The 24,652-nt window shown below is 43.9% G+C and carries 22 protein-coding genes; 10 read left to right on the forward strand and 12 right to left on the reverse strand.

What is annotated here, in order from left to right; all coding sequences use genetic code 11:
- Positions 1-143: 143 nt before the first annotated feature.
- Entirely contained in the window at positions 144-1,496 is a 1,353-nt protein-coding gene (locus tag TCA2_RS04090) for an amino acid permease (protein WP_047910312.1), read from the reverse strand.
- A gap of 303 nt (positions 1,497-1,799) precedes the next feature.
- Between TCA2_RS04090 and tlp the strand changes: the two genes are divergently transcribed.
- From tlp to TCA2_RS04115, 5 genes are all read left to right on the forward strand, one after another.
- Positions 1,800-2,027, forward strand: a complete 228-nt coding sequence (gene tlp / locus TCA2_RS04095) for a small acid-soluble spore protein Tlp (RefSeq protein WP_047910313.1) — start codon at positions 1,800-1,802, stop codon at positions 2,025-2,027.
- Positions 2,028-2,066: 39 nt separating this feature from the next.
- On the forward strand, positions 2,067-2,255 hold the full coding sequence (locus TCA2_RS04100; protein ID WP_047910314.1) for a hypothetical protein: 189 nt from the start codon (positions 2,067-2,069) through the stop codon (positions 2,253-2,255).
- Between the two features lie 227 nt (positions 2,256-2,482).
- The gene (locus TCA2_RS04105) at positions 2,483-3,121 is read left to right on the forward strand and encodes a nitroreductase family protein (protein ID WP_047910315.1); all 639 of its coding nucleotides are present in this window, start codon (positions 2,483-2,485) and stop codon (positions 3,119-3,121) included.
- A 110-nt stretch (positions 3,122-3,231) separates the two neighbouring features.
- Positions 3,232-3,660 carry a MarR family winged helix-turn-helix transcriptional regulator gene (locus TCA2_RS04110; protein WP_047910316.1) on the forward strand — a complete coding sequence of 143 codons (429 nt, stop codon included), beginning with the start codon at positions 3,232-3,234 and terminating at the stop codon, positions 3,658-3,660.
- Positions 3,661-3,690: 30 nt separating this feature from the next.
- The gene (locus TCA2_RS04115) at positions 3,691-3,987 is read left to right on the forward strand and encodes a putative quinol monooxygenase (RefSeq protein ID WP_047910317.1); all 297 of its coding nucleotides are present in this window, start codon (positions 3,691-3,693) and stop codon (positions 3,985-3,987) included.
- Positions 3,988-4,075: 88 nt separating this feature from the next.
- Here the strand turns inward: TCA2_RS04115 and TCA2_RS04120 are convergent, their stop codons facing one another.
- The gene (locus tag TCA2_RS04120) at positions 4,076-4,756 is read right to left on the reverse strand and encodes a CPBP family intramembrane glutamic endopeptidase (protein ID WP_047910318.1); all 681 of its coding nucleotides are present in this window, start codon (positions 4,754-4,756) and stop codon (positions 4,076-4,078) included.
- A 162-nt stretch (positions 4,757-4,918) separates the two neighbouring features.
- Between TCA2_RS04120 and TCA2_RS04125 the strand changes: the two genes are divergently transcribed.
- Positions 4,919-5,443 (forward strand): hypothetical protein, encoded by a 525-nt coding sequence (locus TCA2_RS04125; protein WP_047910319.1) that lies wholly within the window; start codon positions 4,919-4,921, stop codon positions 5,441-5,443.
- A gap of 52 nt (positions 5,444-5,495) precedes the next feature.
- Here the strand turns inward: TCA2_RS04125 and TCA2_RS04130 are convergent, their stop codons facing one another.
- Positions 5,496-6,698: a hypothetical protein gene (locus TCA2_RS04130; RefSeq protein ID WP_047910320.1), complete on the reverse strand. Its 1,203-nt coding sequence runs from the start codon at positions 6,696-6,698 to the stop codon at positions 5,496-5,498.
- Between the two features lie 215 nt (positions 6,699-6,913).
- On the opposite strand from TCA2_RS04130, the gene TCA2_RS04135 reads away from it, so the two are divergent.
- Positions 6,914-7,672, forward strand: coding sequence for a response regulator transcription factor (locus TCA2_RS04135; RefSeq protein ID WP_047910321.1), 759 nt, complete (start codon positions 6,914-6,916; stop codon positions 7,670-7,672).
- Here the strand turns inward: TCA2_RS04135 and TCA2_RS04140 are convergent.
- From TCA2_RS04140 to zwf, 8 genes are all read right to left on the reverse strand, one after another.
- Positions 7,645-12,801, reverse strand: a complete 5,157-nt coding sequence (locus TCA2_RS04140) for an AAA family ATPase (protein ID WP_193745983.1) — start codon at positions 12,799-12,801, stop codon at positions 7,645-7,647. The genes TCA2_RS04135 and TCA2_RS04140 overlap by 28 nt on opposite strands.
- A gap of 110 nt (positions 12,802-12,911) precedes the next feature.
- Complete coding sequence (locus TCA2_RS04145) at positions 12,912-14,063, reverse strand: hypothetical protein (protein ID WP_047910323.1); 1,152 nt, start codon at positions 14,061-14,063, stop codon at positions 12,912-12,914.
- 1 nt (position 14,064) lies between these two features.
- Positions 14,065-14,868 carry a lipase family protein gene (locus TCA2_RS26035; RefSeq protein WP_052511730.1) on the reverse strand — a complete coding sequence of 268 codons (804 nt, stop codon included), beginning with the start codon at positions 14,866-14,868 and terminating at the stop codon, positions 14,065-14,067.
- Complete coding sequence (locus TCA2_RS04155) at positions 14,861-15,193, reverse strand: hypothetical protein (protein WP_047910324.1); 333 nt, start codon at positions 15,191-15,193, stop codon at positions 14,861-14,863. The genes TCA2_RS26035 and TCA2_RS04155 overlap by 8 nt, the downstream gene beginning before the upstream one ends.
- Before the next feature lie 183 nt (positions 15,194-15,376).
- Entirely contained in the window at positions 15,377-17,017 is a 1,641-nt protein-coding gene (locus tag TCA2_RS04160) for an FAD-dependent oxidoreductase (protein ID WP_047910325.1), read from the reverse strand.
- Between the two features lie 387 nt (positions 17,018-17,404).
- Positions 17,405-18,841, reverse strand: a complete 1,437-nt coding sequence (gene gndA, locus TCA2_RS04165; RefSeq protein ID WP_047910326.1) for an NADP-dependent phosphogluconate dehydrogenase — start codon at positions 18,839-18,841, stop codon at positions 17,405-17,407.
- A gap of 41 nt (positions 18,842-18,882) precedes the next feature.
- The gene (gene fsa / locus TCA2_RS04170) at positions 18,883-19,548 is read right to left on the reverse strand and encodes a fructose-6-phosphate aldolase (protein WP_047910327.1); all 666 of its coding nucleotides are present in this window, start codon (positions 19,546-19,548) and stop codon (positions 18,883-18,885) included.
- A 142-nt stretch (positions 19,549-19,690) separates the two neighbouring features.
- A complete protein-coding gene (gene zwf, locus TCA2_RS04175; RefSeq protein ID WP_047910704.1) occupies positions 19,691-21,247 on the reverse strand; it encodes a glucose-6-phosphate dehydrogenase in 1,557 nt (518 codons plus the stop codon).
- Positions 21,248-21,399: 152 nt separating this feature from the next.
- Here zwf and TCA2_RS04180 point away from each other — a divergent pair, with 152 nt between their 5' ends.
- From TCA2_RS04180 to cyoE, 3 genes are all read left to right on the forward strand, one after another.
- Positions 21,400-22,278, forward strand: coding sequence for a LysR family transcriptional regulator (locus tag TCA2_RS04180; RefSeq protein ID WP_047910328.1), 879 nt, complete (start codon positions 21,400-21,402; stop codon positions 22,276-22,278).
- A 54-nt stretch (positions 22,279-22,332) separates the two neighbouring features.
- A complete protein-coding gene (locus tag TCA2_RS04185) occupies positions 22,333-22,791 on the forward strand; it encodes a DUF4385 domain-containing protein (RefSeq protein WP_193746001.1) in 459 nt (152 codons plus the stop codon).
- A gap of 245 nt (positions 22,792-23,036) precedes the next feature.
- Complete coding sequence (cyoE, locus tag TCA2_RS04190; RefSeq protein ID WP_047910330.1) at positions 23,037-23,966, forward strand: heme o synthase; 930 nt, start codon at positions 23,037-23,039, stop codon at positions 23,964-23,966.
- Between the two features lie 91 nt (positions 23,967-24,057).
- Here cyoE and TCA2_RS04195 read toward each other — a convergent pair whose 3' ends face one another.
- Positions 24,058-24,591, reverse strand: coding sequence for an AAA family ATPase (locus TCA2_RS04195; protein WP_193745985.1), 534 nt, complete (start codon positions 24,589-24,591; stop codon positions 24,058-24,060).
- Between the last annotated feature and the right edge of the window lie 61 nt (positions 24,592-24,652).

The following is a 24,652-nucleotide window of genomic DNA, read 5'->3' on the forward strand; positions in this document are numbered from 1 at the left end:
TAAATAACTTAGAAAGTTATTTAATATAACGTCAACTTACTAGGGGGTGCGAATTGTTATATGTGATCCTTATCTAATCAGCTAGAATTGGACCACAAAAAGAGCCAAGGCATACACAGCCTTGACTCTAGTTGAGAATATCTTTAAGCTATTTTCTTCTTAAGAAGGTGATAAATTGCGATAACGATAATAAACCATACCGGAGTTACAAACAAAGCTACTCTCGTATCCTCAGCCAGCCCCAAAATAACAAGCACAAAGGCAAGAAAGGCCAAGACCAAATAGTTAGAGAACGGATACAACGGAAGCTTAAACTTATTGCTGCGTGCCAATTCCGGTTTCATCTTACGGTATCTCAAATGACTGATGACGATCATTGCCCAGACGAAGAGAAAGCACACGGTCGAAATGCTCGTAATTAATGTAAATACTCCTTCCGGCATCACATAGTTCAGAATTACGGCGATTAATATGACCGCACAAGAGAAATACAAAGCATTCGAGGGCACGCTTCTTCTGTTCAGTTTATTTAGACGTTTAGGAGCATTCTCGTCCTTCGCTAAGGAATACAGCATACGACTTGTACTAAAAATCGCGCTGTTACAAGCCGAGGCCGCAGAGGTCAGCACGACAAAATTAACGACTGCTGCTGCTGCAGTAATACCTACAGCCAGAAATACCTGTACGAATGGACTTTCATCCGGAATAATCGCATTCCATGGATAGATACTCATAATGATCAGCAGTGCACCTACATAGAAGATCAAAATTCGGATAGGGATATTGTTGATCGCCTGCGGAATGACTTTCTCCGGATTCTCCGTCTCGCCCGCTGTCAGACCAACAAGCTCAATTCCTACAAAAGCAAATACTACCATTTGAAAGGATAGTAAAAAGCCGTTCATCCCATTCGGAAACAAGCCTCCGTGCTCCCATAAATTCGCGAAGCTGGAAGGACCTTGATCTGTGGAGAATCCTCTCACGATCATCACGATTCCAATGACGATGAGGGCAAGAATCGCGATAACTTTAATTAAAGCAAACCAGAATTCCATTTCCCCAAACAGCTTCACGGTTGCCAAATTCATGATCAGCAGGATCACAAGTGCAATAAGACCCGGCATCCATTGAGGGATTTCTGGAAACCAGAACTGAGTATATAAACCGACAGCCGTTAAGTCTGCCATGGCAATTGAAATCCAGCAGAACCAGTAGGTCCAGCCCGTGACAAAGGCGGCTCCATTCCCCATATAATCTTTAACAAAATCCACGAACGAGTGATAATTCAGATTGCTTAATAACAATTCACCGAGTGCCCGCATAATGAAAAATAATATGATGCCCGTTATTATGTAAGCAAATAATATCGAAGGACCAGCCAAATGAATGGATTTACCTGCACCCAGAAATAAACCGGTGCCAATCGCTCCACCTATGGCGATAAGCTGTACATGTCTGTTTTTTAACCCTCTTGTCAAATTCTCATCCTGTACCATGGGTTAGTTTCACTCTCTTTCTCTGATGTCAATTCGGTTAGACAGCTCCATCTCCCGTTTTTATATCATACTTGCTTCCGCACTCAATTACATAGGTAAATGGAACGAATGTATCATCCATATGGGCTTATTCTCCTGTATCCTGCTTATTATTACACATTACGGTTAAGCTCATCCTTCCACCTGAATGTGATCAAAAATAGTGCTTAAATGCATAAGCGTGTCTGTCTTAAGGAAAACTTCCTAAGTAAGGATTTTGTCCAAATTCCAATCCAACATCATCATTTATGGGAGGTATTTCGTATGGCTAAGCCAGATAATCGCAAGGATAATGTAGAGCATTTGCAAAATGCAGTACAAAACACCATGGAGAACTACCGTGAGGCTGAGGGTTATCTCGAAGAGTTCGGAGATGAAATTCCTGCTCAGGAAAAAGCCCAAATTCAAGAAAAAAATGAACGCCGCAAGCATAGTATTTCCGGTTTTCGTGAGGAAATTAAAGATGAGGCTGATCATCAGTCACATTCTTAAGGTATCTGCACTTTGACTAAAGAAGGAGGTTCGCTTTATATGACAAAACAGGATCCACAAGAGCTGCTGCAGCAAAAGCACAAGCTGGATGAACAGAAAGAACAGTTTACCAAATTTGCGCGCAGTGCATCAGGTCATACGGAATTAGAAGCAGGGCAGGAATTCAGTACGGATCGCAAGCTCGATGATCAGAACCGCATGAAATCGGTCGAGAATAAAAGAGCCTGATCAGATCTATACGCGATGAGCCAAGTCGATCCAGTGTGGATCGGCTTTTTTTATGATCTCTTAAGTCTTAGAACGGCAAGGGTTTCCCCTGGATTGGTGACTTGTCATTAGAAATTAAGTATTGCAAAATCGACAGCGATATCATATATTAATTGACGTATCAACCATTGACTTATCAAATATTGAGTAGTCAACTAAATAGATAACCAAGGAGTGTCGTAATAACTATGCGTAAATATCAACAAACCAATGATTTTAACGAAATCGTGTATGGACGTCGTTCCATCAAAGTATATGACCCTGCCGTCAAGATCAGCAAAGAAGAAATGACAGAGATTTTGGAAGAGGCGGTTACAGCTCCTTCTTCAATCAATATGCAGCCTTGGCGTTTTGTGGTCATCGATAGCGATGAGGCCAAAGCTACACTTGCTCCACTCGCAAGATTCAATAAGGACAAAGTACTCTCCGCTTCTGCTGTAATTGCGGTGTTCGGAGACATGAATAATTTTGATTATGCCGAAGAGATTTATGGAAATGCCGTTGAGCTTGGCTATATGCCTCAGGAAGTCAAAGATATGCAGCTTGGCGCGTTTAAACCGATGTATGAAAATATGTCAGATCAAGCTATGCGTGATATTCTCTTGCTGGATTCCGGTCTTGTCTCAATGCAGCTCATGCTAGTTGCACGTGCCCATGGCTATGATACCAATCCAATCGGTGGTTTTGAGAAGGATCAGATTGCGGAAGCATTCGGTCTGGACAAAGAGCGTTATGTACCCGTCATGCTCATCACCATCGGTAAAGCAGCAAGTGAAGGATTCACCTCTTATCGTTTGCCTGTAGATAAAGTCGCTGTGTGGAAATGATCGGTAATTAGATGGAGAGTATGCTGTATTCCTATTCGTGTTACCTTGCACACCATGGGAATTTGCATTATATTAATTGATAGCTCAAATAATGAGTGGAGGTCAATTATATGGAATGCTCATTCTCAGAACAGGAGCACATTCTGCATCTGCTAAAGAATCTGAATAATCAGATCAGCCCCAAGTTTGAAAGATATACCGGGATCAGCTCTTCTCGATATGACTTATTATATCAGCTGTATCTTGCAGACGAGGTCAACCAGACTCACCTGCAGAAAGCGATCAATATTGACAGTGCCGCCATTACTCGTCATCTGAAACAACTTGAATCTGACGGAATGGTCGCTAGAAGACGTAATCCTTCTGATAACAGAGTAACCTTTGTTCGACTGACCGAAGATGGCCGGAAGCATATTGTGAACTACAAGAAAGAAAAGATGACATTTGTGAATCAAATGCTGAAGGATTTCAGCAAGGAAGAAGTCGAAGCTCTCAATGATATGCTGCAGCGCATGCAGAGCAATATTAGCAAATACTAACTTACTTTTAGGAAAAGGCAGGTCATCACCATGATTATCGTTCATGCTAATTTATTCATTAAACCAGAACAGGAAGCTGTATTTCTCGAAGAAGTCAAATCGCTTCTTGCAGCAACAAGAGCGGAAGAAGGAAATATCAGCTATGAGCTCATGAAATCAACGGAGCAAGAACACAAGTACACCATGGTCGAGCTGTGGAAGGATATGGAGGCTGCAGGAGCACATAATGCAAGTGCTCACTTCACTGCCTTCACTCATAAGGCAAAAGAGCTTCTAGCTGCACCCATGGAACTTCAAATATTCAGCGGCGAACCCCTGAATATATAAACTGACATTTTTATTTATGACGGTAACTTAAAAAGACCTTGGGATCATGTGTATCCCAGGGTCTTTCATATGGAACACCTCGATTTTTTTAAATGATCCCAAACAAGATAAAACCTATGGTATTGATGGCGAGGTTAGCACACATATGTACCATCCACGAGGCATAAATATTCCCGTTTCGTTCATTCAGCCAGTTGAAGATCACACCTGCGACAAAGAGACTGACAATCAGTAATACGAACAAAGCAATCGTAAACCAGCTCGTCATCATCGCAATGTGGTAGACTGCGAATGCTCCTGCGCTGAACAGGTAAGCAAACCTGCGGCCGGCAAGCTTTTTCAAAGTTAAGAACGCAAAGCCTCTGAAGAAAAACTCCTCGAGCAATGAATTGACAATCGATATATAGATGGCTACGAATACAAAATTACCCGCATTGACCCCCATATTATTCTGCAGTGCTCCCGTCACTTGGGTAAAATCAAAGTAAGGTCCAATGAGAAAGTAGCTTCCCAAAATGATGATAAATACGCCGATGCCAAGCAGCATGGCAAACTTTAGACTCTTCTTATCGAATTTGAACAGGGCTTGAAAAGAAACCTCCCTGCTGAAATAGGCGTACAGCGCCGGTAAGGTGAGAAACAGAATGATTTTGATAATGGATTTAACAGCATAATCAGGCTTGAGTACAGCATCGATATACCCCATGACGACACAGCTGAATACCACAATGAGTATTATACTTACCAGATTTTTTCTTGAGTTTAACATTAATTAATCTCCTAACATGATTTCGACAAACTTCTACATCTGCATCACTAATATGAAACAATTAAAATGTAATTTTGATAGCATTGAACTATTAATCTATTAGGATGCATCCTATATAATTAATCACTTCTATTCTACCATCTCATAAAGCGAGGAATTGAAATGAAATTATATCCAGAAATGTTCATCTCCCCCTGGCATCTAATTGTCGTTGTACTCGTCATCATTGCGTTCACTGCTCTTGTAATCGGTAAATATGATAAGAGAACTATTCTAAAAAGCACGGGCATATCCGCCCTTGTCATCTACTTCTTCGTCACGATTCCTATTGGACTGATTGTTCAGGAGAGCTCTTATAAGGAAGAAATGATGCTTGAGGAGCTGGATCAAGAGCACGCTTCTCCTGTTCACAAGTTGAATGCGGAATCGAATGATGAAGTGTACATCACAGTCGGAGCCTTTAAGGATGAAGAGTCAGCCCATGTGCTTGTATATGCCGGGAATTATTCAAACACCACATTTGATGGTGATCTAGAGGTCGTTGTATTTGATCAGGGAATGAACACTGTTTTCTCAGAAACATACGAGGGAATTCATCTGAAGCCCGGAGCGCAAAAAGAAATCGACGAGATCTATACCTCACAGCCGATGCAAACCTTCCGTTATAGTTATACTACACAACCGTAAAAAAGAAAACGCAGTCCAATCGGTCTGCGTTTTTACTATTAAAGGCTGAGCATCACGTCATATGCTGTCCTCTGCTTGGAGGAACCGGCATGCTCTTCTCATCCCGATTTTTTCTAAGAAAACGAATTATAAAATAGGCAGGCACGATAAATATTACGGAAAATACACTTGCCACAAGTAAGCCTTGAGTCGCTAAATATGTAGGATCTGTCTCCATGTCGGAGCTGCTTATAAAGCAAAAGCCAAAGAATGAGATTCCATGGAATAATAGAATTTGCTTCCAACTCATCCATTTGACTATTATAAACATCAGAATTCCGAACATCGTTGATAAGAGAAAAGGAATCAGCATTCCGTCTGGCTCGACGCTTCCATTAACAGCTAAATCTACATACCAGACCCCAACACCATATTGTATCGGAAAAATGATCCATGCCAGCTTGCCCATGCCGCTAAAAGAAGATTTCCTTCGTTCAAGCTCCAAATGATATTCATGCCATTTTTCCTCATCCTCAAGCTCAGCCAGCTCTTCCTCTGTCGGCTCCCTAGTCTCCTCTTCCTCCACAATTCGGTCAATGAAATCCCGGAAGGCCCACTCGATGTTCCCATTAAATTCGGCACGGGTCAAATACGTGTCCGCCTTCATCTCTTCGGGTACAGGGTCCTGCTGAAAATTGACGGTAACGACGGAGGTTAATGATAGTGGAATATGCTTGGCACTGAGTAACTCAAGCCATCGATTCGCTTCCCGTTCGTCATCAAATGGAAGAGCCACAGCCATCTCCTCTGATCCGTTCTGATAAACAAAATAGAGGATCGGCAGCAGGGATATATTCTCATAGCGCTCTCCCTTCTTGTGTTTCTTGTAAATATAATTAGATGAAACAACATGACGGCCATAATACAGGTCCGTTACCTCTGAGAAGTGCAGACTTCCTTCCGATTTTTCCTTCGTATCGCGATCCCACAGTGTAAATTCCAGCCGATCCTCATGCAGTTGAAAATGATCCAAATGATTATTTCTCCATATCCATTGCTTCAATCCATTCCACAACTTAATGAAGAAAAAGATACCTGCCGGGATCGCTATAAGAGAAATTACAGACCAAACCGTGGGCCACCTTAACACAAGGATGACCGGGCCTGCCGTGAGGGAAAGAGATAAGAGCATTCCAATCACATAGAATTCAAAAATATAAATCCAGTAGGAGGGTAATACTTTCCTTTCGCTTAGCTCTTGTAATACAGAAGACATTAAGGCAGCTCCTTTATAAGATAAAGTACAATTGCAGTGAAAACCACACACTATTATACCTTCTTACCATCAAAATTTCCTTAATATCCTAATTATTTTCTTGATGAAACAGAGCTTATCAAAATTTATAGGTCATTTTATCTATAAGTTATTTCGCATCTGACACGGGTCAGGTATAATTTGACTATTAAATAATGCAAGAAGGTGAAATTAGCATGTCCCATGAATCCATTCTCGTACTGGATGACGAGCTCGAAATCAGTGAACTTATTCGATTATACCTGGAGAGAGAACAGTATCATGTAACTACGGTAAGTACAGGTCAGGCAGCGATTCAAGCTGTTTACGAGCTGCAGCCTGATTTGATTATTCTTGATATTCTGCTTCCCGACATGGACGGATTAGAAATTTGCCGTCAGATTCGAGATCATACCCCTGCCCCGATTCTTTTCTTAAGCTGCAAAGGTGAGGACTGGGATAAGATCAGTGGATTGAGTGTAGGAGCGGATGATTACATGACGAAGCCGTTTAGTCCGGGAGAACTGGTTGCCAGAGTTAAGGCACATCTTCGCCGGGTTCATCGGCAGCCTCAGTCTGTAGTCACCAGTAATGAGGTATTCAATGATAGTCATATTCTAAACTTCGGAGATTTGTTAATTAATGAAACAACGCATGAAGTACATATTCGCGGTACAGCTGTGCAGCTGTCTGCTACGGAATTCAATATCCTGCATAAGCTGGCTTGCCAGCCGGGACGTGTTTTCCCGACTGAGCAGCTGTTTGACTTTATATGGGGAGCAGACCACTATGGAGACACCAGAACGGTAATGGTTCACATCAGCAATTTACGCAAAAAAATCGAAGCAAATCCATCAATGCCGCAATACATCCAGACCGTGCGCGGAGTCGGTTATAAATTCTACGCACAGCCGGCTGCTTCAAGTTCTCAAGAAATAAAAGGAAGTTTAACATAGAACGCACTGCCATGACCCAGGGTGCTCTCTACCCAGATTTCACCGTCATGCAATTGAACGATTTCTTTGGCTATAGCAAGACCCAGTCCACTTCCACCATACTTTGAATTTCGGGATTTCGAAGCGCGATAGAACCTTTCGAATACATAAGGTATATCTTCTTCCGAAATCCCTACCCCCGTATCCTTCACCTGTACAATTAAATGATGACCTTCATCGCTAATGACCGCTGACAAAGTGATTGAACCTTCCTTGGACGTATGATTGATGGCGTTGCTGATCAGATTCGTAAATACTTGTCCCATCCGCTCCCGATCCACCAAGATGTGCATGTCTTCCCCAGGCGTTGCATCCATCACAGTAGGGTCAAGACTCACCACGTACTCAATTCCCGCCTGCTCAATATCGAGCTCATATTTCTGTGATAACCATTGTACGAATACTCCCACATGCATTGGAGTCTTGGTCATCGTTAATTGCTTGGCCTCCATTCGGCTCAGCTGCACCAAATCTTTGAACAATCTTTGTATGCTGAGAACTCTGGAATGAATTACCCTTAAATATTTGCGCTGTTGTTCTTCTTCTGTTACGACACGGTCCAGGATGGCTTCAACATAGCCTTGAATCGAGGTCAATGGTGTTCCAAGATCATGCGATATATTAGCGAGAAGCTTCCGCCGATCATTCTCCATCTGCATCAATTCTTCTGTTCGTTCTTTTACTTTATGCTCGAGAGTTGATATCAATTTCGCATGCTCGATGGATATCGCAGCCTGACCTGCCAGCATATGAACAACCATTCTCCGCTCATCGTTAAACACATGAGAGGTAAACCGGTTCTCCAAGTATACAATCGCATTTAACGTGCCTTGATGCAGAATGGGAATACACAAGATAGAGCGCACTTCATTGTTTTGTATATAGGGGTCTTTGACAAACAATCCTTGTCTTGAAGCGTCATCAAGCACTACATCTTCACTAGTTCTCGCTGTATACTGCACAATGGACAATGGAACTTCCTTATAGCTATGGATCTCCTCAGCCGCTGTATGTCGGGCTATGCCGTCTCCAACCTTGCCTCCACCTTCTCCTTCAGCTTCTACATAGAGACCCTCTGCTTGTTTAACAACGAGTACACCTCTGGTTGCTCCTGATATCTGAATCAGGATCGTCATAATTTTTTCAAGCAGAGTTTGAAGCACAATTTCCTGTGACAGCGCTTGTGAGACGCCCATTATGGCTTCCAGATCCAGAAAATCCGTCGATATGGTCGTGGTTGTATTATACGAGCCTGATTTAAATTCCGGATAAGCATCTCCGATTCTTCTCACTTTGTTCACGACACCCCACTGCTCATATAAATTGTAAGCCTCCGCCATGTACAGCCGGCCTGCCGTCATCCGGCCTTCAGCCAAACAGAAGTCTGCCATGCGTTCAGCGGCAATCGCGTTAAAATGATAAAACCCGTTAGCTCTAGCTCCCTCTACCGCCTGCTCATAGCTTCTCTCGGCCTGCTTCAACTTGCTTTCAGCACGATATCTTTCTGCTCTGACCAACAAATAGAGATGCTCATAGTTCTCAGGTGCTTCTCGCGCCCAGCGATACAATTTGCGTTCGCACTGGCGGGCTTCCTGAAGCAGGAGCTTCTTCCGATCCTTCGAAGCCTGCTCAATCAGCGAATATATCGTTAACGCCGTGTATAATTCATGTTCGACCTTATGAAACAAGCCGAATGAAGCAGCCAGCGCTCCCTTTGATCTTCTTGACATGTCATAAGCGTTTTCATAGTCACCTGATAGATAAGACAGCATCATTTTCTTCATGTAAAAGACCTGGATGACGACCTGGTTCTGAATTCCCTCGAGCTCTTTAATCCACATCTCTTCCTCGGTCTCACAATCAGACAACATTACGTTTGGACCATAGCTTTCTGTAAGGCGAATATGTGTCTTGCGTACCAATTCAATCATATGCACCGTCTCTGGATTGCCCGTTTGTCTCAAGAAAGGCAGATGCCTGTCCGCCTCTTCAATCCAACGCTCAGCAGGCAGACCGAGAAAATCGTGAGCAAGAAGGATATAGGTTACTGCATAGCCTGCGTAGACTAGATCCCCCGCTTCCATTCCAGCATGATAGGAAGTCCATAAGTCGTCGACAGTATGACGTAAATGACGTTTCCAGGGAGAAATAAATACGGCAAAGGTAAAATGTGTCTTACAGCGAAGTCCTGGATGCTTAAACTGGTTGCTAAGCTCCACCCCATAACAACCGAGCTCATAACTTCGGCTATACATTCCGTACCCCGAGCCTAACAGTAATCCCATTGCATTATAAGCGTTAGAAGATTCGGTAAAATTACCATAATGAATCGAATATTTGACGATCGTCAGCATCATATATAAATATTGAGTTGGATTAACGAAATAAGCAGAAGTCGCTGTATCCATCAGGAGCTTCATCTGACTTCTAACTTCAGCTTGAATCTCCGGAGCCCGTGAGTTTCGCTTCTCTCTACTTCCTTTTCTAACCCTTTGGTACATAATATCGAGTAGTGACAAATGCAGGGAGCCTTGACTTGGAGCCGCATTTAACTGAAGTCCAAAGATACGGCTGAGTCCTTCCATCCCCATGGATATCGTTCTTTCGTGCTGTCCACTCTGCGTATATTGATTAATCATAACGGTGTAGACCGCTGCACGGTGGGTTGAAGTCTTTGCCAGCTCGAGAATCTCTTCAAATCCTTGTTCCGTTTCTTCAAATCTTCCTTGCAGTGAATTAGACTCCCATCTCCCGAGAAATAAACGGAATGCCAGCTCGTAGGATAGCTCCCAATCCCGCTCCTCAAGAAGCTCAATTCCACTAGAATACCATTCTGCAGCCGAGTCGTATGCACCCGAGGCTTTGGCTTGCTCCGCGGCAAGCTGAAAGATCTGTGCAATGTGCAGTTTCTCGGATTTATCATTCAGCAATGATAAGCCTAGCCGGTAGTGATGTGCCGACAGGAATAATCGTTCCTCGCGATCTCCATTCGTACTGCGTTCAATAAGTCTGGCCGTCTGAAGATGAATTTGCTGCTTCTCGTCCATATTCAATAGATGATAGAAGAAATAACGAATTCGATCATGGAGGAAGATATATTCAGAGGGCCCAGACGGTGCAATTAATCTTAGATCAACCAACGGATTTAATTGAAGCTGAAGCTGCGCCTTCTCGACTTGCAACAGTTCGGCAAGAAGCTCCGAATCAAATCTGTCTGCAATACATGAAGCATACTTCAACGTCTCCTTCTCGCACTCTGCCAATTGATCAATTCGCTGCAAGAGGAATCCTGACATCTGATCGGATACCTTCCTTGTCAGCAGCTGATCCTCATCCCACATCCAAGCTCCTGAATCCTCATCCAGCCACATTAAATTTTGCTCAATGAGACCATATATAAATTGTTTCACATCAAATGGAATACCTCCGGTATATTCCATCACAATCTTCTGGAAGCGATGAGACTGCTGTATACCTAACCCAAATGTATCTTCAAGCAGTGCATTTAATATTTTTTCATCCATAGGAGCCAGTGTAATAAGTTCCGTTCTCTCTAAACGTGAACTAAGCTCTCCCACGAACCATCTGAGCAAATGCTCCTTCTCCCAATCCTCTGCCCGGTATGCTCCGATCAGCATCAGTGAAGGCGCATTGGACGCCGTCATTAAGAAGTGAAGGAGCTGCAGCGAGCCCGGATCTGCCCACTGAAGATCATCCACGAACCATACAATCGGTCTATGCTCTGCCAAGCATTCAAGCAACTGAAATACCGCAAAATGCAGACGATTCTTTGCTTCTGCAGCCGATAGAGCCGTCAGGGATTCCACCGCATCTTGGGGACCAATAATCCACTCTAATTCGGGCAGCATATGAACAAGCACACGCGTGCTCTCCTTGAGCTTCTGGGTAATACGATCCTTCCATACAGCAAGCTCATCTTCAGTTTCAGATGATAGGGAGCGTAAGATTCCACGCAATCCCTGCAGCACACCACTATAAGGAACCTGACGTTTCAAGACATCAAATTTACCGGATACAAATAGTCCTCCGCCAAGTGTAACATCCAGCATGAGCTCCTGAACCAAACTCGACTTCCCAGAACCGGCAAGCCCGCTTACCATCGCACATTCCGTGCTTCCAAACTGAAGGCGCTCATACAGCTGTCTAAGTCTGGCTGCTTCCATATCTCGCCCATAGAGACCGCTTGGTATGTAGAAGACATCCTTCTTATCTTGCTCACCAATTACAAATTCGGTTACATATCCATGCTGCTCCAGTTCATTAAGGCAGTAGGACAGATCATACTCCAAGCCTTGTGCACTTTGATATCGATCCTCCGGGTTCTTGGACAAACATTTCATGATTATGTCAGACAAAACCGAAGGAATTCGAGCATCCAAATGTGAAGGCGCTATCGGTGTACGCGCCAAATGACAATATACCCATTCCATCGGCGATTCCGCCTGGAATAAGGGAACACCAGTGAGCATTTCGTAGAAGGTTGCACCAAGAGAATATAGATCTGTTCTATAATCCACCATTCGGTTCATCCGCCCCGTCTGCTCTGGTGACATGTAGGACAGTGTTCCTTCTAATTGACCATAAGCTGTCGATCCAACATACTCAGACTGAAAGCGGCTCGCTATACCAAAATCTGTAATCCAAACACGACTGCTCTCCGGCTCTACGATAATGTTTCTTGGTTTTAAATCTTTGTGAATAATTCGATGTCGGTGTAATTGCCCTACGATGGAAGCAATAGAGATGGCAATCTCCAGAGCAGCTTCAAGCGATAGAGAATTTTCTTTAATCAATTGCTGAAGGGATACGCCATCATTATCCTCAAGCACAAGCGCATAGCCATTGTAGTACGGAATCAACTCGATCGATTTGACGATTCCTTTTATAGGTAGACTGTTGATCATATCATATTCTTGCTTTAATTTTTGCCATTCTTCAACAATAGGAGGTTCCGTTCTCGGTACTTTAAGTATGTATTTCAGATTATTCTTGCTAGAGCGTGCTCGAAAAACACTTGCATACTTCCCGTCATTCAATCGTTCGTAACCGGAATATTCGCCAATTCTCATCTTCTTCACCTTTTCACTTATACTTATGGCAGTGGTATTGAGTTCATTATACGTAAAAGCGTTGTCAGTGAGAAGAAGTTTTCTTCCATTATTCGACAAAATTCCTCTATCTACATTGCCCCCAGTTCTGACCATGACATCGAAAAATAATGATTGGATTCTCCTCTGAAGATCATCGCTTGATTCGTCGGATTGGCCATGATGTCAACAATATATCTCGCGCCGATCTTGTCCCACCGTTTAATCAAATTCCCCTCAGAGTCATACACGACAATAGCCATCCCCATTCGATGATCTGCGTAGCTGAGCGGCCAATAGGTACAGCTATTGGATCTTAAGACAGGATAGACCTCTTTGGGTTCAAGGCTGTCAGGTGAAGTCAGGCTCAGTGCCTTTAGATCTGCCGGAATTAAGGGTAGGGTTTGTATCGGAACCTGATCAATTTGAAAAAAACGCTGAGGTTTAGGTGAAGCTGTAGGGACCACATCGTCCTTCGTCCATGAGGCACGAGCTTGGTCCATCTGATCCAATTGAAGCACCGCATCTGACAGCTGAAGTGCGTTTGCTTTGGTTACAGCAGGTTCTACAAAATTCATGACCATCTGCTGCAATGTGACCCGAGTAACGGCATCCCCTCTGTCCTGCATTTGGTCTAATTCACACTTTATGTAGTGCATAGAGCGAATGATGATATCTAGTCGATTCAAGGTCAATAGCTTCATTGCTCGAATTTGATTCAGATGATGAATATTTTTGCGCAGTTTATTTCTTACCGCCATCTGCTGTGCAGCACGGATTCCAGCCGCCGCAATCGTTACAACAGCACCAGCTGTCAGCGCGCCTGCAGTCATAACGGCACTCCCCTCCGCGCCGAAGGCTGAGCCAGCGATCCCCGCTGCCCAAGCCGAATCAAATAATCCGGTTCCGATGCGCTGTACTGCAGCTGCAGCTTCAGGAGCAAACAGCTGAATTGAGCTGAACACTGCAGCCGTACACATCATTAGGCTGGATATCCTCAGCAGTGTACTGCTCGCCGCAGCACCTTGTGTCAATTCAGACACCTTCCATATATCATGGAGCTCTGCATGTGGAGCACAGTCATGCTCTGTATACAGCAGGCCCAGTTTATCATGTAGTTCATCGTTTAATTCCTTGAAATGCTTATACTTTTCCTTCATTTGGGGAAGCAGGGATTCTATATCGGTATACAGCTCAATCCACCTAGCTCTACGTTTATGATTATCCGGGAATAAATTGTGCATATCATCCAACTCTTTCTTTATTCTGATCGTGCTCTAACTTGAATTGAGCAATACATGACAGATATGTATCAAGCTTGTGGTAATCGGTAATTCCACGTCCAATCACGGGATTGTTCAAGGAATTCATTTGATATCCTGATTCCGGATGAACGTACCCCAGCTCGTAGCTCGGCAGCTTCGGAACAATATCTGGCACATTATATATACGAAACGTACGAGGAACAGCCTGTTCATATGTCTCTGTGAATACCCGATCCCCCACCATGGGTGAACCGAAAGTGTAAACCTCTGTATCTATATTGTAAAAAGCGGCTGCAAAAGCAGTGAGCTTAGCTAATGCACCCCCGAGACTATGGCCTGCCACGGTCAAATGAGAAGCATTCATTTCCTCAAGGTAGGATGTGAGCATCTGCACTTTATTTGTCGACGTACAGCATACCTTCAAGGAACGGTACATCCTCGCCAATCCTTCCTCCACCTTGCCGATTCCGCCTGGTTCAGTATAGGACAGCAGGAAAAAATCGAAATGCTCTGCCCATTTAAGCAGCGCAGCTGTCCCACGGAATAGGATCGCCCGGATGGACGGATCGGTGACCGACTGAACAATATAACCGATATATTGTTCCGAATGACATTGGAATTGGGAAGGCTCAAGTGTAATATTCGCAATGATGCACCAATTGGAAGGACAAGGGATTTTTGCAGAAGTCCCCTCATCGAAAGCTCCTTCATCTGCTATATATAAAGCCTTGATCATGTTTCCCCACCGCATCGCCTCATCTCGATTAAGCACCGGATTAACCATGATGAACAGCTCCAATATGGACTTCAATCACTCGAATCGTCTCGCCTTGTGCCGGAGAGATCAGCTCAATTCGCTCGATCCACTCTCCAGTCAATTCTTGTTCAAGCCTTAGGGTAAATACATGCAGAACGGAAGGAGATAATGATGCATTATCTTTAACGGGAACAGAGGCATATACCTCACTGGTAACCGTTATGGGAGAACCCGGCTCAACTCTCCAGTCGTATTCGGTAGAACCCGAATCGTTACTGACAGCAACAAACGTTTCCTCCCCCTTCGCCAATCTGACGATAACTTTTGTCACAGGAATTGATTGGGTATGCATCGTAATCTTCCTTTCTATATTTAGGTTCCTCACTTGGTACTTATGATCTTACTAGAATCGGTTAAAGTTACGTTCAAGCCAATCTAAAGATTAGTTAAAGATCGTTCTTTAAACTTGAAGATGCTAAATTTAAGCACAAAAAAACACCGTCTTTTACAAGACGATGCTTTGGGGAATTATCGATTAGATTTTACCGTCCCAAGGAAGTCCCTTGTGATAGCGGTGACGGTCATGTGCATGCCATGGTGCCAAATAATCGACACCAAGAAGATCATATTCATACATCTCCCAAATCTTGCACTGCTTCTGACTAGAGCCTGCTGCATGAAGAATGGCATTCACCGCTCTTCTCCCTGCTTCATTAGCACCTTCCATCGTAGCAAGATCCGTGTTGGTCTTAACATAGTCGGAGGCGAGGAATAAATTCGGAATGGAGGTATACGCATTCGGGCGCAGTTCCCAAGTTCCTACCTCATTGATTAATAGGGGCTCCAGATTCACCGTATGATGCGGATTCTCGAAATGTATATCTGTATCCAGGAACCATGAATGCAGCACTTCATCACGTAAAATGGTGCTGCCTACATTCAATCCCCTCTTTAGCTGCTCCCATACCTCTTCTTTAATCTCCTCCGGTGTACAATCCATAGCCGGTTTGCGAATATGTATTCCTTCGGTTTCCCAATCGGATATATCTACTGACAAGACGCCTTTAACTTGTCCGTCTCCATAATTGCTCCAATCGAAGCCATCCCAGAACTGGGCCTGCGATATGGAGGTTAATGACCATGGTGAATCAAAGTACATCACATGACCAGGGGCCACAGGGACGTCTTCCTTCAAATAAAATTGAATTCCGTTCATCCAGTCGATGGACTTCGACAGCAGACGGATGTTCCCTAATTCATGATGAGCCGTTGCCATTTCGTTCGTAATAAAATCTGACATGATCTCTACCGGAAACGCAGCTACATAGTAATCAGCTGTGATCGTGCGGCTCTCTCCATTCTTCACTACCGATACTCCGGTGATATGACCGTTCTCATAATGGAATTCCTTCACTTGCGCCTCAGTTTCGTAGCTGGCACCTTTGCTCTCGATATAATGAACCCAGGCGTCGATCCAGCGATTGTTCGTAGGTCCATCCAGTATGCGTACAAACGATAAGCCTGGGGTCAAAATATCCAGCGTCATCTGTGCCGCAACTGTACCTACCGTTTTGGTATTCGCTTTAGTGGACTTGCAGGCGACCAGTGTCTTCGTTATATTGCCGAACACTTTGCGGAAGGCTGGAGAATATTTGTCTGCTTCAATGAAATCCCACCAAGGTATGTCTTGATATTCATTCTCTCGTCTCTCATCACAGCTGGTCATGACCTGCCATAGCTTGGATGTATATTGTTCCAGATCAGCTTCTGTTAAGCCTAGTCCATTATCAAATAACAATTTGATTAAATCACGGAGATCATCAAGTGAGAATTTCATCTCGGTCACGAGTGGAACGAGTGGATGTGTCTCTGTAGAAATATCCAGACGGGGCACTTCCACCAAATTATCGTATACCATCTTCCCATTCTCATAAGGGATTTTCTTCATCGAGTCAATGACATGTCTATAGAACTTCGGAAATAACCGAAATCCGTGCTCTCCTGGAAGATCCGAACGATCCCCTACAGCAGAACCGGAATAAGGCATGCTGCGTGCTTTTCCCCCTGGAATCTCCTTGAATTCGTACACCTCAACTTCAAAACCGCGATCGACGAGCTCATGTGCTGCCGTTAGACCAGCCACGCCTCCACCTAATACTGCCACTTTCTTGCCCATACTTCCCCTCCCCATGTTATATGAAGTGTTATTCTCCCTCATCATAGCAAATTTCGACAAAAAAGTATTATATTCATCTAGAAAATTTATTTATCATCATGATCATGCTTGTCAGGATCCGGTTCCTTCGTCATCTTCTCAAATACGACTCTGCCTATCAATATTACTACAATAATACCTATCGCAAAAAATACACCTGCATACACCTGAAATGTTCCTCCTCATTCCCTCACGATCCATGAGGTTGTCTACATTGTATTATAACCTCCTATATGCGGAAGAGGATTGAACACTGTGTGAATTGCTACTATTAAAAAAAGTGCTCATGACTACCTAACGGCAGTCATGAGCACTCTGATCATTCGAATCATCTTTTATATTGCAGTTCTATTTCGTCTCCAGAACCTTGTCAGCGGACTCCATCCATTGGTAATGGAAGGTTCCTTCCTTATCCACACGTTTGAACGTATGCGCGCCGAAGTAATCGCGCTGAGCCTGCAGCAAGTTCGCCGGAAGACGCTCAGTACGATAGCTGTCATAGTAGGCGAGAGCAGAAGCGAACGCAGGAACCGGAATGCCATACTGAACGGCAATAGAAACTACTTTTCTCCAAGCTTCCTGATAGTTGTTCACGACCCAGCCGAAGTAATCATCCAGCAGCAGATTTTTGAGCTCCGGATTCTTGTCATAAGCTTCCTTGATATTCTCGAGGAAACGGGCACGGATAATGCAGCCTCCTCTAAAGATCATGGCAATGCTTCCGAAATTCAGATTCCAGTTGTACTCATCTGATGCGGATCGAAGCTGTGCAAATCCTTGGGCGTAAGAAGCAATCTTACTCGCATACAAAGCTTTACGAACGGCTTCGATAAATTCTTTTGCGTCACCATCATAAGGCTTGGTATCAGGACCGCTTAGAATCTTACTGGCCTGTACGCGTTCTTCCTTCATTGCCGACAGGAAGCGTGCAAATACAGATTCAGTTACGATGGAGAGCGGAACCCCCAGGTCAAGAGAGCTCTGACTTGTCCATTTACCGGTACCCTTCTGACCAGCAGCATCCAGAATGACATCAACCATCGGCTTACCTGTATCCGGATCTTGTTTGGAGAAGATATCCGCTGTAATCTCGATCAAGTAACTGTCCAGCTCACCGCGATTCCACTCTGTGAAGATCTCATGCAGCTCATCTGTATTCAGATGAAGTACATCCTTCAAGAGGTGGTATGCCTCACCGATTAACTGCATATCCCCATATTCGATACCATTGTGCACCATCTTCACATAATGACCGGAGCCGCCTTCTCCAATATAAGTCGAGCAAGGATCTCCATTTACTTTTGCAGAAATGGCCGTAAGAATAGGTTCCACGAGATCATAAGCATCCTTTTGCCCACCAGGCATAATGGCCGGTCCTTTAAGTGCTCCTTCTTCGCCGCCGGAAACACCAGCTCCGATAAAGCGTAGTCCTTTGGCTGCGAGCTCTTGATATCTGCGCTCAGTATCAGGGAAATAGGCGTTTCCACCATCAATAAGAATATCTCCCTCTTCCAAGTGAGGTACAAGCTGTTCAATAAGCGCATCCGTCGGTTCGCCGGCTTTGACCATCATCATGATCTTACGCGGTGTTTCAATGGATGCGACGAATTCCTCAATACTGTATGTGCCTACAAAATTTTTACCTTCTGCTTCTGACAACAGTTCTTTCGTCTTCTCAGACGAACGATTATATAAAGCTACAGTGAAGCCTTTGCTCTCCATATTTAAGGCTAGATTCTTACCCATGACCGCAAGGCCAGCTACTCCGATTTGTTGTTTGCTCACGAATCTCTTCTCCTCCTGTTACTGTTTCCAGTTTACTTGGATTACTTCACGCTTTTTTGCCAATCCGCTGCAAATTTATCAAGACCTTGATCTGTCAGTGGATGTTTAGAGATTTGCTCAATAACAGAGAAAGGTACAGTAGCGATATGTGCACCTGCCATAGCAACACGTGTTACGTGATCCGGATGGCGCACAGAGGCTGCGATAATTTGTGTATCCAGGCTGTGTGTACGGAACAGTTCAGCTACTTTGGATACCAATTGAACTCCATCTTCTGAGATATCGTCCAGACGGCCAAGGAATGGTGATACATAAGTTGCACCCGCACGTGCAGCTAGAAGCGCTTGGTTTACTGAGAATATCAATGTAACGTTGGTTTTGACACCTTTATTAGCAAGATAACGACATGCTTCAAGACCTGCGAGCGTCATTGGCAGCTTGATCGTTATGTTCTTGTCGTTGTTGTTGATCTTAATGAGCTCATTTGCCTGCTCAATCATCTCTTCTGCCGATTTTGCGTCAGGCGTTACTTCCGCAGATACGGATTCAACATCAGGTACAAGCTGCAAAATTTCTTCAATTCGATCTTCAAATTTCACGCCTTCTTTGGCTACCAAAGATGGATTCGTTGTTACTCCAGATAGTACTCCAATTTTATACGCGGTTTTAATATCCTGTACATTCGCTGTGTCAATAAAGAATTTCATTTGTGTAGCCTCCTGTAATGTGTATTAATAATGATGTGGTAACACTATAAAATAATCTGTAGACGAATGAATCTCACCTCTCACTTCTTATATGATATAAAGATTGTGAGATTCATTCAGATGAACAGAACTTACCCAAAATTTATCCTACAATAACTTGTGCAACAGGAGTAGCTTCTGAGGATTCATCTTCAGCAGCTCTCTCCGTTTCATGTACGACAAAGGTCTCATCCGGCTCATCAAACCACCAGCGGTAACCGTCCTGAGCGAGCAGTTCATTCGCTGCTGCCGGACCATGAGAACCCGCAGGGTAGTGATGAAGCGGTACTTCGTTCTCAGCAAAAGCCTCAAGTATCGGTTGTACCCATTTCCATGAGAGCTCCACTTCATCCCAGTGGACAAAGAAGGTGGAGTCGCCAATGAGGGCATCGTTAATCAGGGTCTCATAAGCCTCCGGCGCCTCCGTCCGGTCAGGGTACAGATCAATGTTGACTGGCTTGAATCCACCCTTCAGCTCGCGGTCCTTCGTATTCAGCTGCAGTGTAATTCCTTCATCTGGACCAATATCAAAGATCAGCAGATTGGGCGTAATGGATTGCTGTGCGCTGCCGAGTGATTTAATCGGATCTTTGAATTCGACAACCATACGTGTATGCTTGGATTTCAAACGTTTACCTGTACGGATATAGAACGGAACTCCACGCCAGTAGTAGTTATCAATGTTCAGCTTGGCAGCGATAAACGTATCGTTCATCGAGTCTGCTGCAATACCCGGCTCAGAAGTATAACCTTGGACCGGTGTGCCATGAAGTGTTCCTCCAGCGTATTGACCTCGCACAATGCGTTTAGCAACATCCTGTCTCTGCAATGGTTCAATCGCTTCAAGCACTTTTTTCTTCTTCAATCGTACATTTTCCGCTGTTGTGCTGTTCTGAGGTACTTGGATCGCCAGCATCATGAGCAGCTGGAGCATGTGATTCTGGAACATATCCCGTACAGCGCCCACATGATCATAATAGCCTGCACGCTCTTCCACTCCAACGGTTTCATCAGCTGTTATCTGAACGTTCGCGATGTAGCGATTATTCCACAAGGCTTGAATTACCGGGTTCGCCTGCTGTAATGCTTCAAGACGCTGAACCATCGGCTTGCCAAGATAATGGTCAATTCTGTATATTTCCTCTTCAGCGAATGCCTCGCTTAATTGAGCATTAAGCACTCGAGCCGAAGCCAGATCATGTCCAAAAGGTTTCTCAATGACAAGTCTCTTCCAGCCCGTAACTTCACCAAGTCCGCTGTTCTCGATTTGGGATGCGATCGTTCCGAAGAACTCGGGTCCTACAGAAAGGTAGAAGAAACGATTCACACGGCCTTCATGACCTTGCTCCCACGCCTCCACGCGTTCTTTTAATTGAACAAAATCCTCTTGTTTATCAATATTCAAAATATTAAAGCCGAATAAGCTTAGAAATGCTTGTAACGTATGATCTTCCTTTACTTCGAAACGATAAAAATCAAAAAGAGATTGCTTAACATGGGCCTGGAAGGTTTCATCAGATAAGCTTCTTCTCCCCAGTCCAATCAGAGAAAATGTCTCCGGCAGCTTTCCGTTTAGGAACAAATGATAAAGTGCAGGATATATTTTTCGTTTGGCCAAATCGCCTGTAGCTCCAAACAATACAAAAGTTGTAGGATTCACTTCCATTATCTCCTTCCTGCTGAGAGTGCACAGTTACCGAAAATTTCGTATTGCTGTGATCGTCTCTGGTATCTATTTCTTAGATACACTATAATACAAAGCACAGTTATACATGTAATTAATATATTTCAGAGGAGATATAGACCACATCTATGGCAAATAATTATGAACTATATAAAGTTTTCTATTGGGCCGCCAAAACAGGGAGTTTAACCCAGGCAGCAAAAGCATTGTACCTTACCCAGCCTAGCGTAAGCCATGCCATTAAGCAGCTCGAGGAGAGCTTTGGCGTGACGCTCTTTTACCGTACTTCCAAGGGAGTTAATCTAACACAAGAAGGAACCATTTTATTTTCATATATCGAACAGTCTCAAATTATGATCTCACTCGCCGAGGAAAAAATGGCTGCCTTAAAAAAACTGGACAGCGGAGAGCTCCGAGTAGGGGGCAGCGATTCGTTATTCAAACACTATCTGCTTCCGTTTCTGGAGGACTATCACGCTAAGTATCCGGGTGTCAAGCTGCATCTAAACCATGGAACCACACCAGAGGTCATCTCATACCTCAAAGAAGGCCGTATTGACCTTGGTGTCGTCAGAATGCCAATCGTCGATTCTCATATTGAAGTATCCGAGAGCATTCAGCTTCAGGATTGTTTTGTCGCAGGAGAGCATTATGCCGAGCTCAAGGGAGTACAGCTGTCTATGGAAGAGCTGATGGAATATCCCGTCATCTTATTTTCCCGCAATAGCCGGGCCAGAATGGCCGTCACTGAGCTGTTTGAACGATACGGATATGAGCTGAAGCCTGAGATTGAAGTCGGCAGTGTGGACTTGCTTATTGAATTTGCTCGCAGGGGTTTAGGTATCTCGTATGTCACTCGTGAATTTGTATCCAAAGAACTGAGGGAAGGCTCCTTATTTGAGATTGAACTGGATATCAACCTGCCTCCATCCAAGGTAGGCGTCATGATTATGCGTAATATGCCCATATCCAGTGCAGCAACAAGGTTCCTTGAAATGGTGAGGTGACTCTAGGCCGGGTATATAGAAGTATACTCAGCGAACAGGAGGATCTGATCTGTGATGAAACCATTCGACTATGATTTGAATTATGACGAGCTTGACCTTAGACAGCATCCGGAGCTCTATACGATTGGCCGGGGTGAACAAGGTGTTCTTCTTGTTGAACCCTACAAGAGTGAGATTCTCCCCCACTGGAAATTCAAATCACCAGAAATCGCGAAGGAATCCTCCAAGAAGATATACGACATGTTTGTTCAATATAAGGAGCAGAAGGATTTTGTAGGAATGGACATGGCACGTAAATTTCTGCAGATGGGCTACACACGGGCAAGGAGATATGCAAATCATAAAGGCGGGAGAAAATATGCCAAGGAGGACGGCTCCCTTCTGCCCTTTCAAAATGATCCTGTGAAAGCGGAGGCAGCCGCCATATTTAAAGCCCAATGGGAGATTGCGAAGACTGATCCAGATTATGTAAAAATGAAAGACATTCATCGACAAAAGTATGAAAATGCATAGCATAGGAAGAACACATTTTCTGAATATTAAAATACCTTTATGAAAAAGTTAATAAGAAGTTCACAATTTATTGAATGAATTATTAAATATTTAACAAACAAACATTTTTTCTTTAAAAATTGGTATGCTGTATACAGTTGAACTAAAGATTTAACAGCAACATGTAATATTCAGGCTAGACAGTAGATCAAATTTAGTTCAATCTATATAGATATACTAATTTAATCATAGAAGTGAGTGGAATTATGAGTACAATTAATAACAGTTCAGGATCAAGTGCGCAAGCGGATGTTCAATCCCTGCCACAGGTTTTCTTTGCGACCATTAAGACAGGAATCATAAAATCAAATCTCATCGCGATGTTTGCCGGACTAAGTATGGCGCTCTATGTATTCAATGTTTCGTTTATTGACCATTTGGGCGCTATTATCTTGTCGATTATTGGCTCCTCGCTCGTTATCGGTTCTGCGGGTACATTTAACAATCTGTACGACCGGGATATTGATGCCATTATGCAGCGAACCAAGGATCGCCCGACCGTCACAGGCAAAGTGGATACTAAGTCAGGTCTGATCCTCGGATTCCTGATGAGTGCTCTCGGTATATTGCTGCTCTATTTAAGCTCACCGATGGCTGCATTTTTTGGATTTCTCGGATTATTCCTATATGTTGTGCCTTACACAATGTGGACCAAACGGACAACCATTTACAATACGGAAGTTGGCAGTATCTCCGGAGCCGTTCCGCCGCTTATTGGATGGTCTGTTATCTCGAGCGAGCTCGGACACTTCGAAATCTGGGCGCTTGTTGCGACGATGCTCATATGGCAAATGCCGCATTTCTATGCGATCGCCATCCGCCGATTGGACGAGTACAAAGCAGCCAAAGTCCCTATGCTGCCTGTTGTAAAAGGAATCAAGCGGACTTATCTGCAAACGAATTTTTATCTGATATTGCTTATCGCATCAAGTGCCCTGTTTTGGCCGTTTAATCCTTACATTGCCGGAATTGCCTTTGCCTTAAGTCTCGCCTGGTTTATCTTCAGCTTGGTGAGCTACCGCAAATCAGATATTACCGGCTGGGCGAAGAAGATGTTCATCTTCTCCTTGAATCATATGACCTTATTGTTCTTGATCGTCATTATTTTCTCCCTGATTGCTCAAATGCTAAGATAGTGAACTCATAGCATATTGCTTGATTAAAAATAGAGCCCTAAGATTTTCTAACATTGAAAATCTTAGGGCTCTTTTGAATTTTATGTATGAGTTATGAAACGGGTTCATTTAGACGAAACCTCATATCTTCTACAATTTCCTGAGCAAGCTCATCTGGACGCTTATGACCGGCATCCAACAGGAAGGGTTGATTGCTAGAAGAAGATATTAATTTGTTTCGCAGAAAAAGTGAACGCTCGATATACTGTCCATCCCCTCTCTGATGAAGTCGTGTGTTAAGCGTATCCGGCTCTGCATGCAGCACTGCGTAGTGAATAGTCACACCCAGATCAGATAACTGCTCGCGAAACCACTCGAGCTCATCTTCAACGACAAAATCGATAACGACATGAATTCCGTTCTGAATCAAATTCCTTGCTACTGCCGTAATATTTAGCCATGCGATTCGAAGGCGCTCCTCCCATTCGGGTTCAGTATCTCCACGGTATATATGGAGAAGGAGATCCCCTTCAATTAGAGCGCACTGGTTCATTGTATCAGCCAAAGCCTTGGAGACAGTGGACTTTCCAACACCCAGTGGACCAGAGATGAGATAAACAGATGGTGTCTTTTTCAATTGAATCATGGGATTAGCCTCCTCACTATAATTATTCAACGCCATAAAAGATTAAGAGTAGTCCAACGAT

Source organism: Paenibacillus sp. TCA20 (genome assembly GCF_000732325.1).
Classification (GTDB): Bacteria; Bacillota; Bacilli; order Paenibacillales; family Paenibacillaceae; genus Paenibacillus; species Paenibacillus urinalis.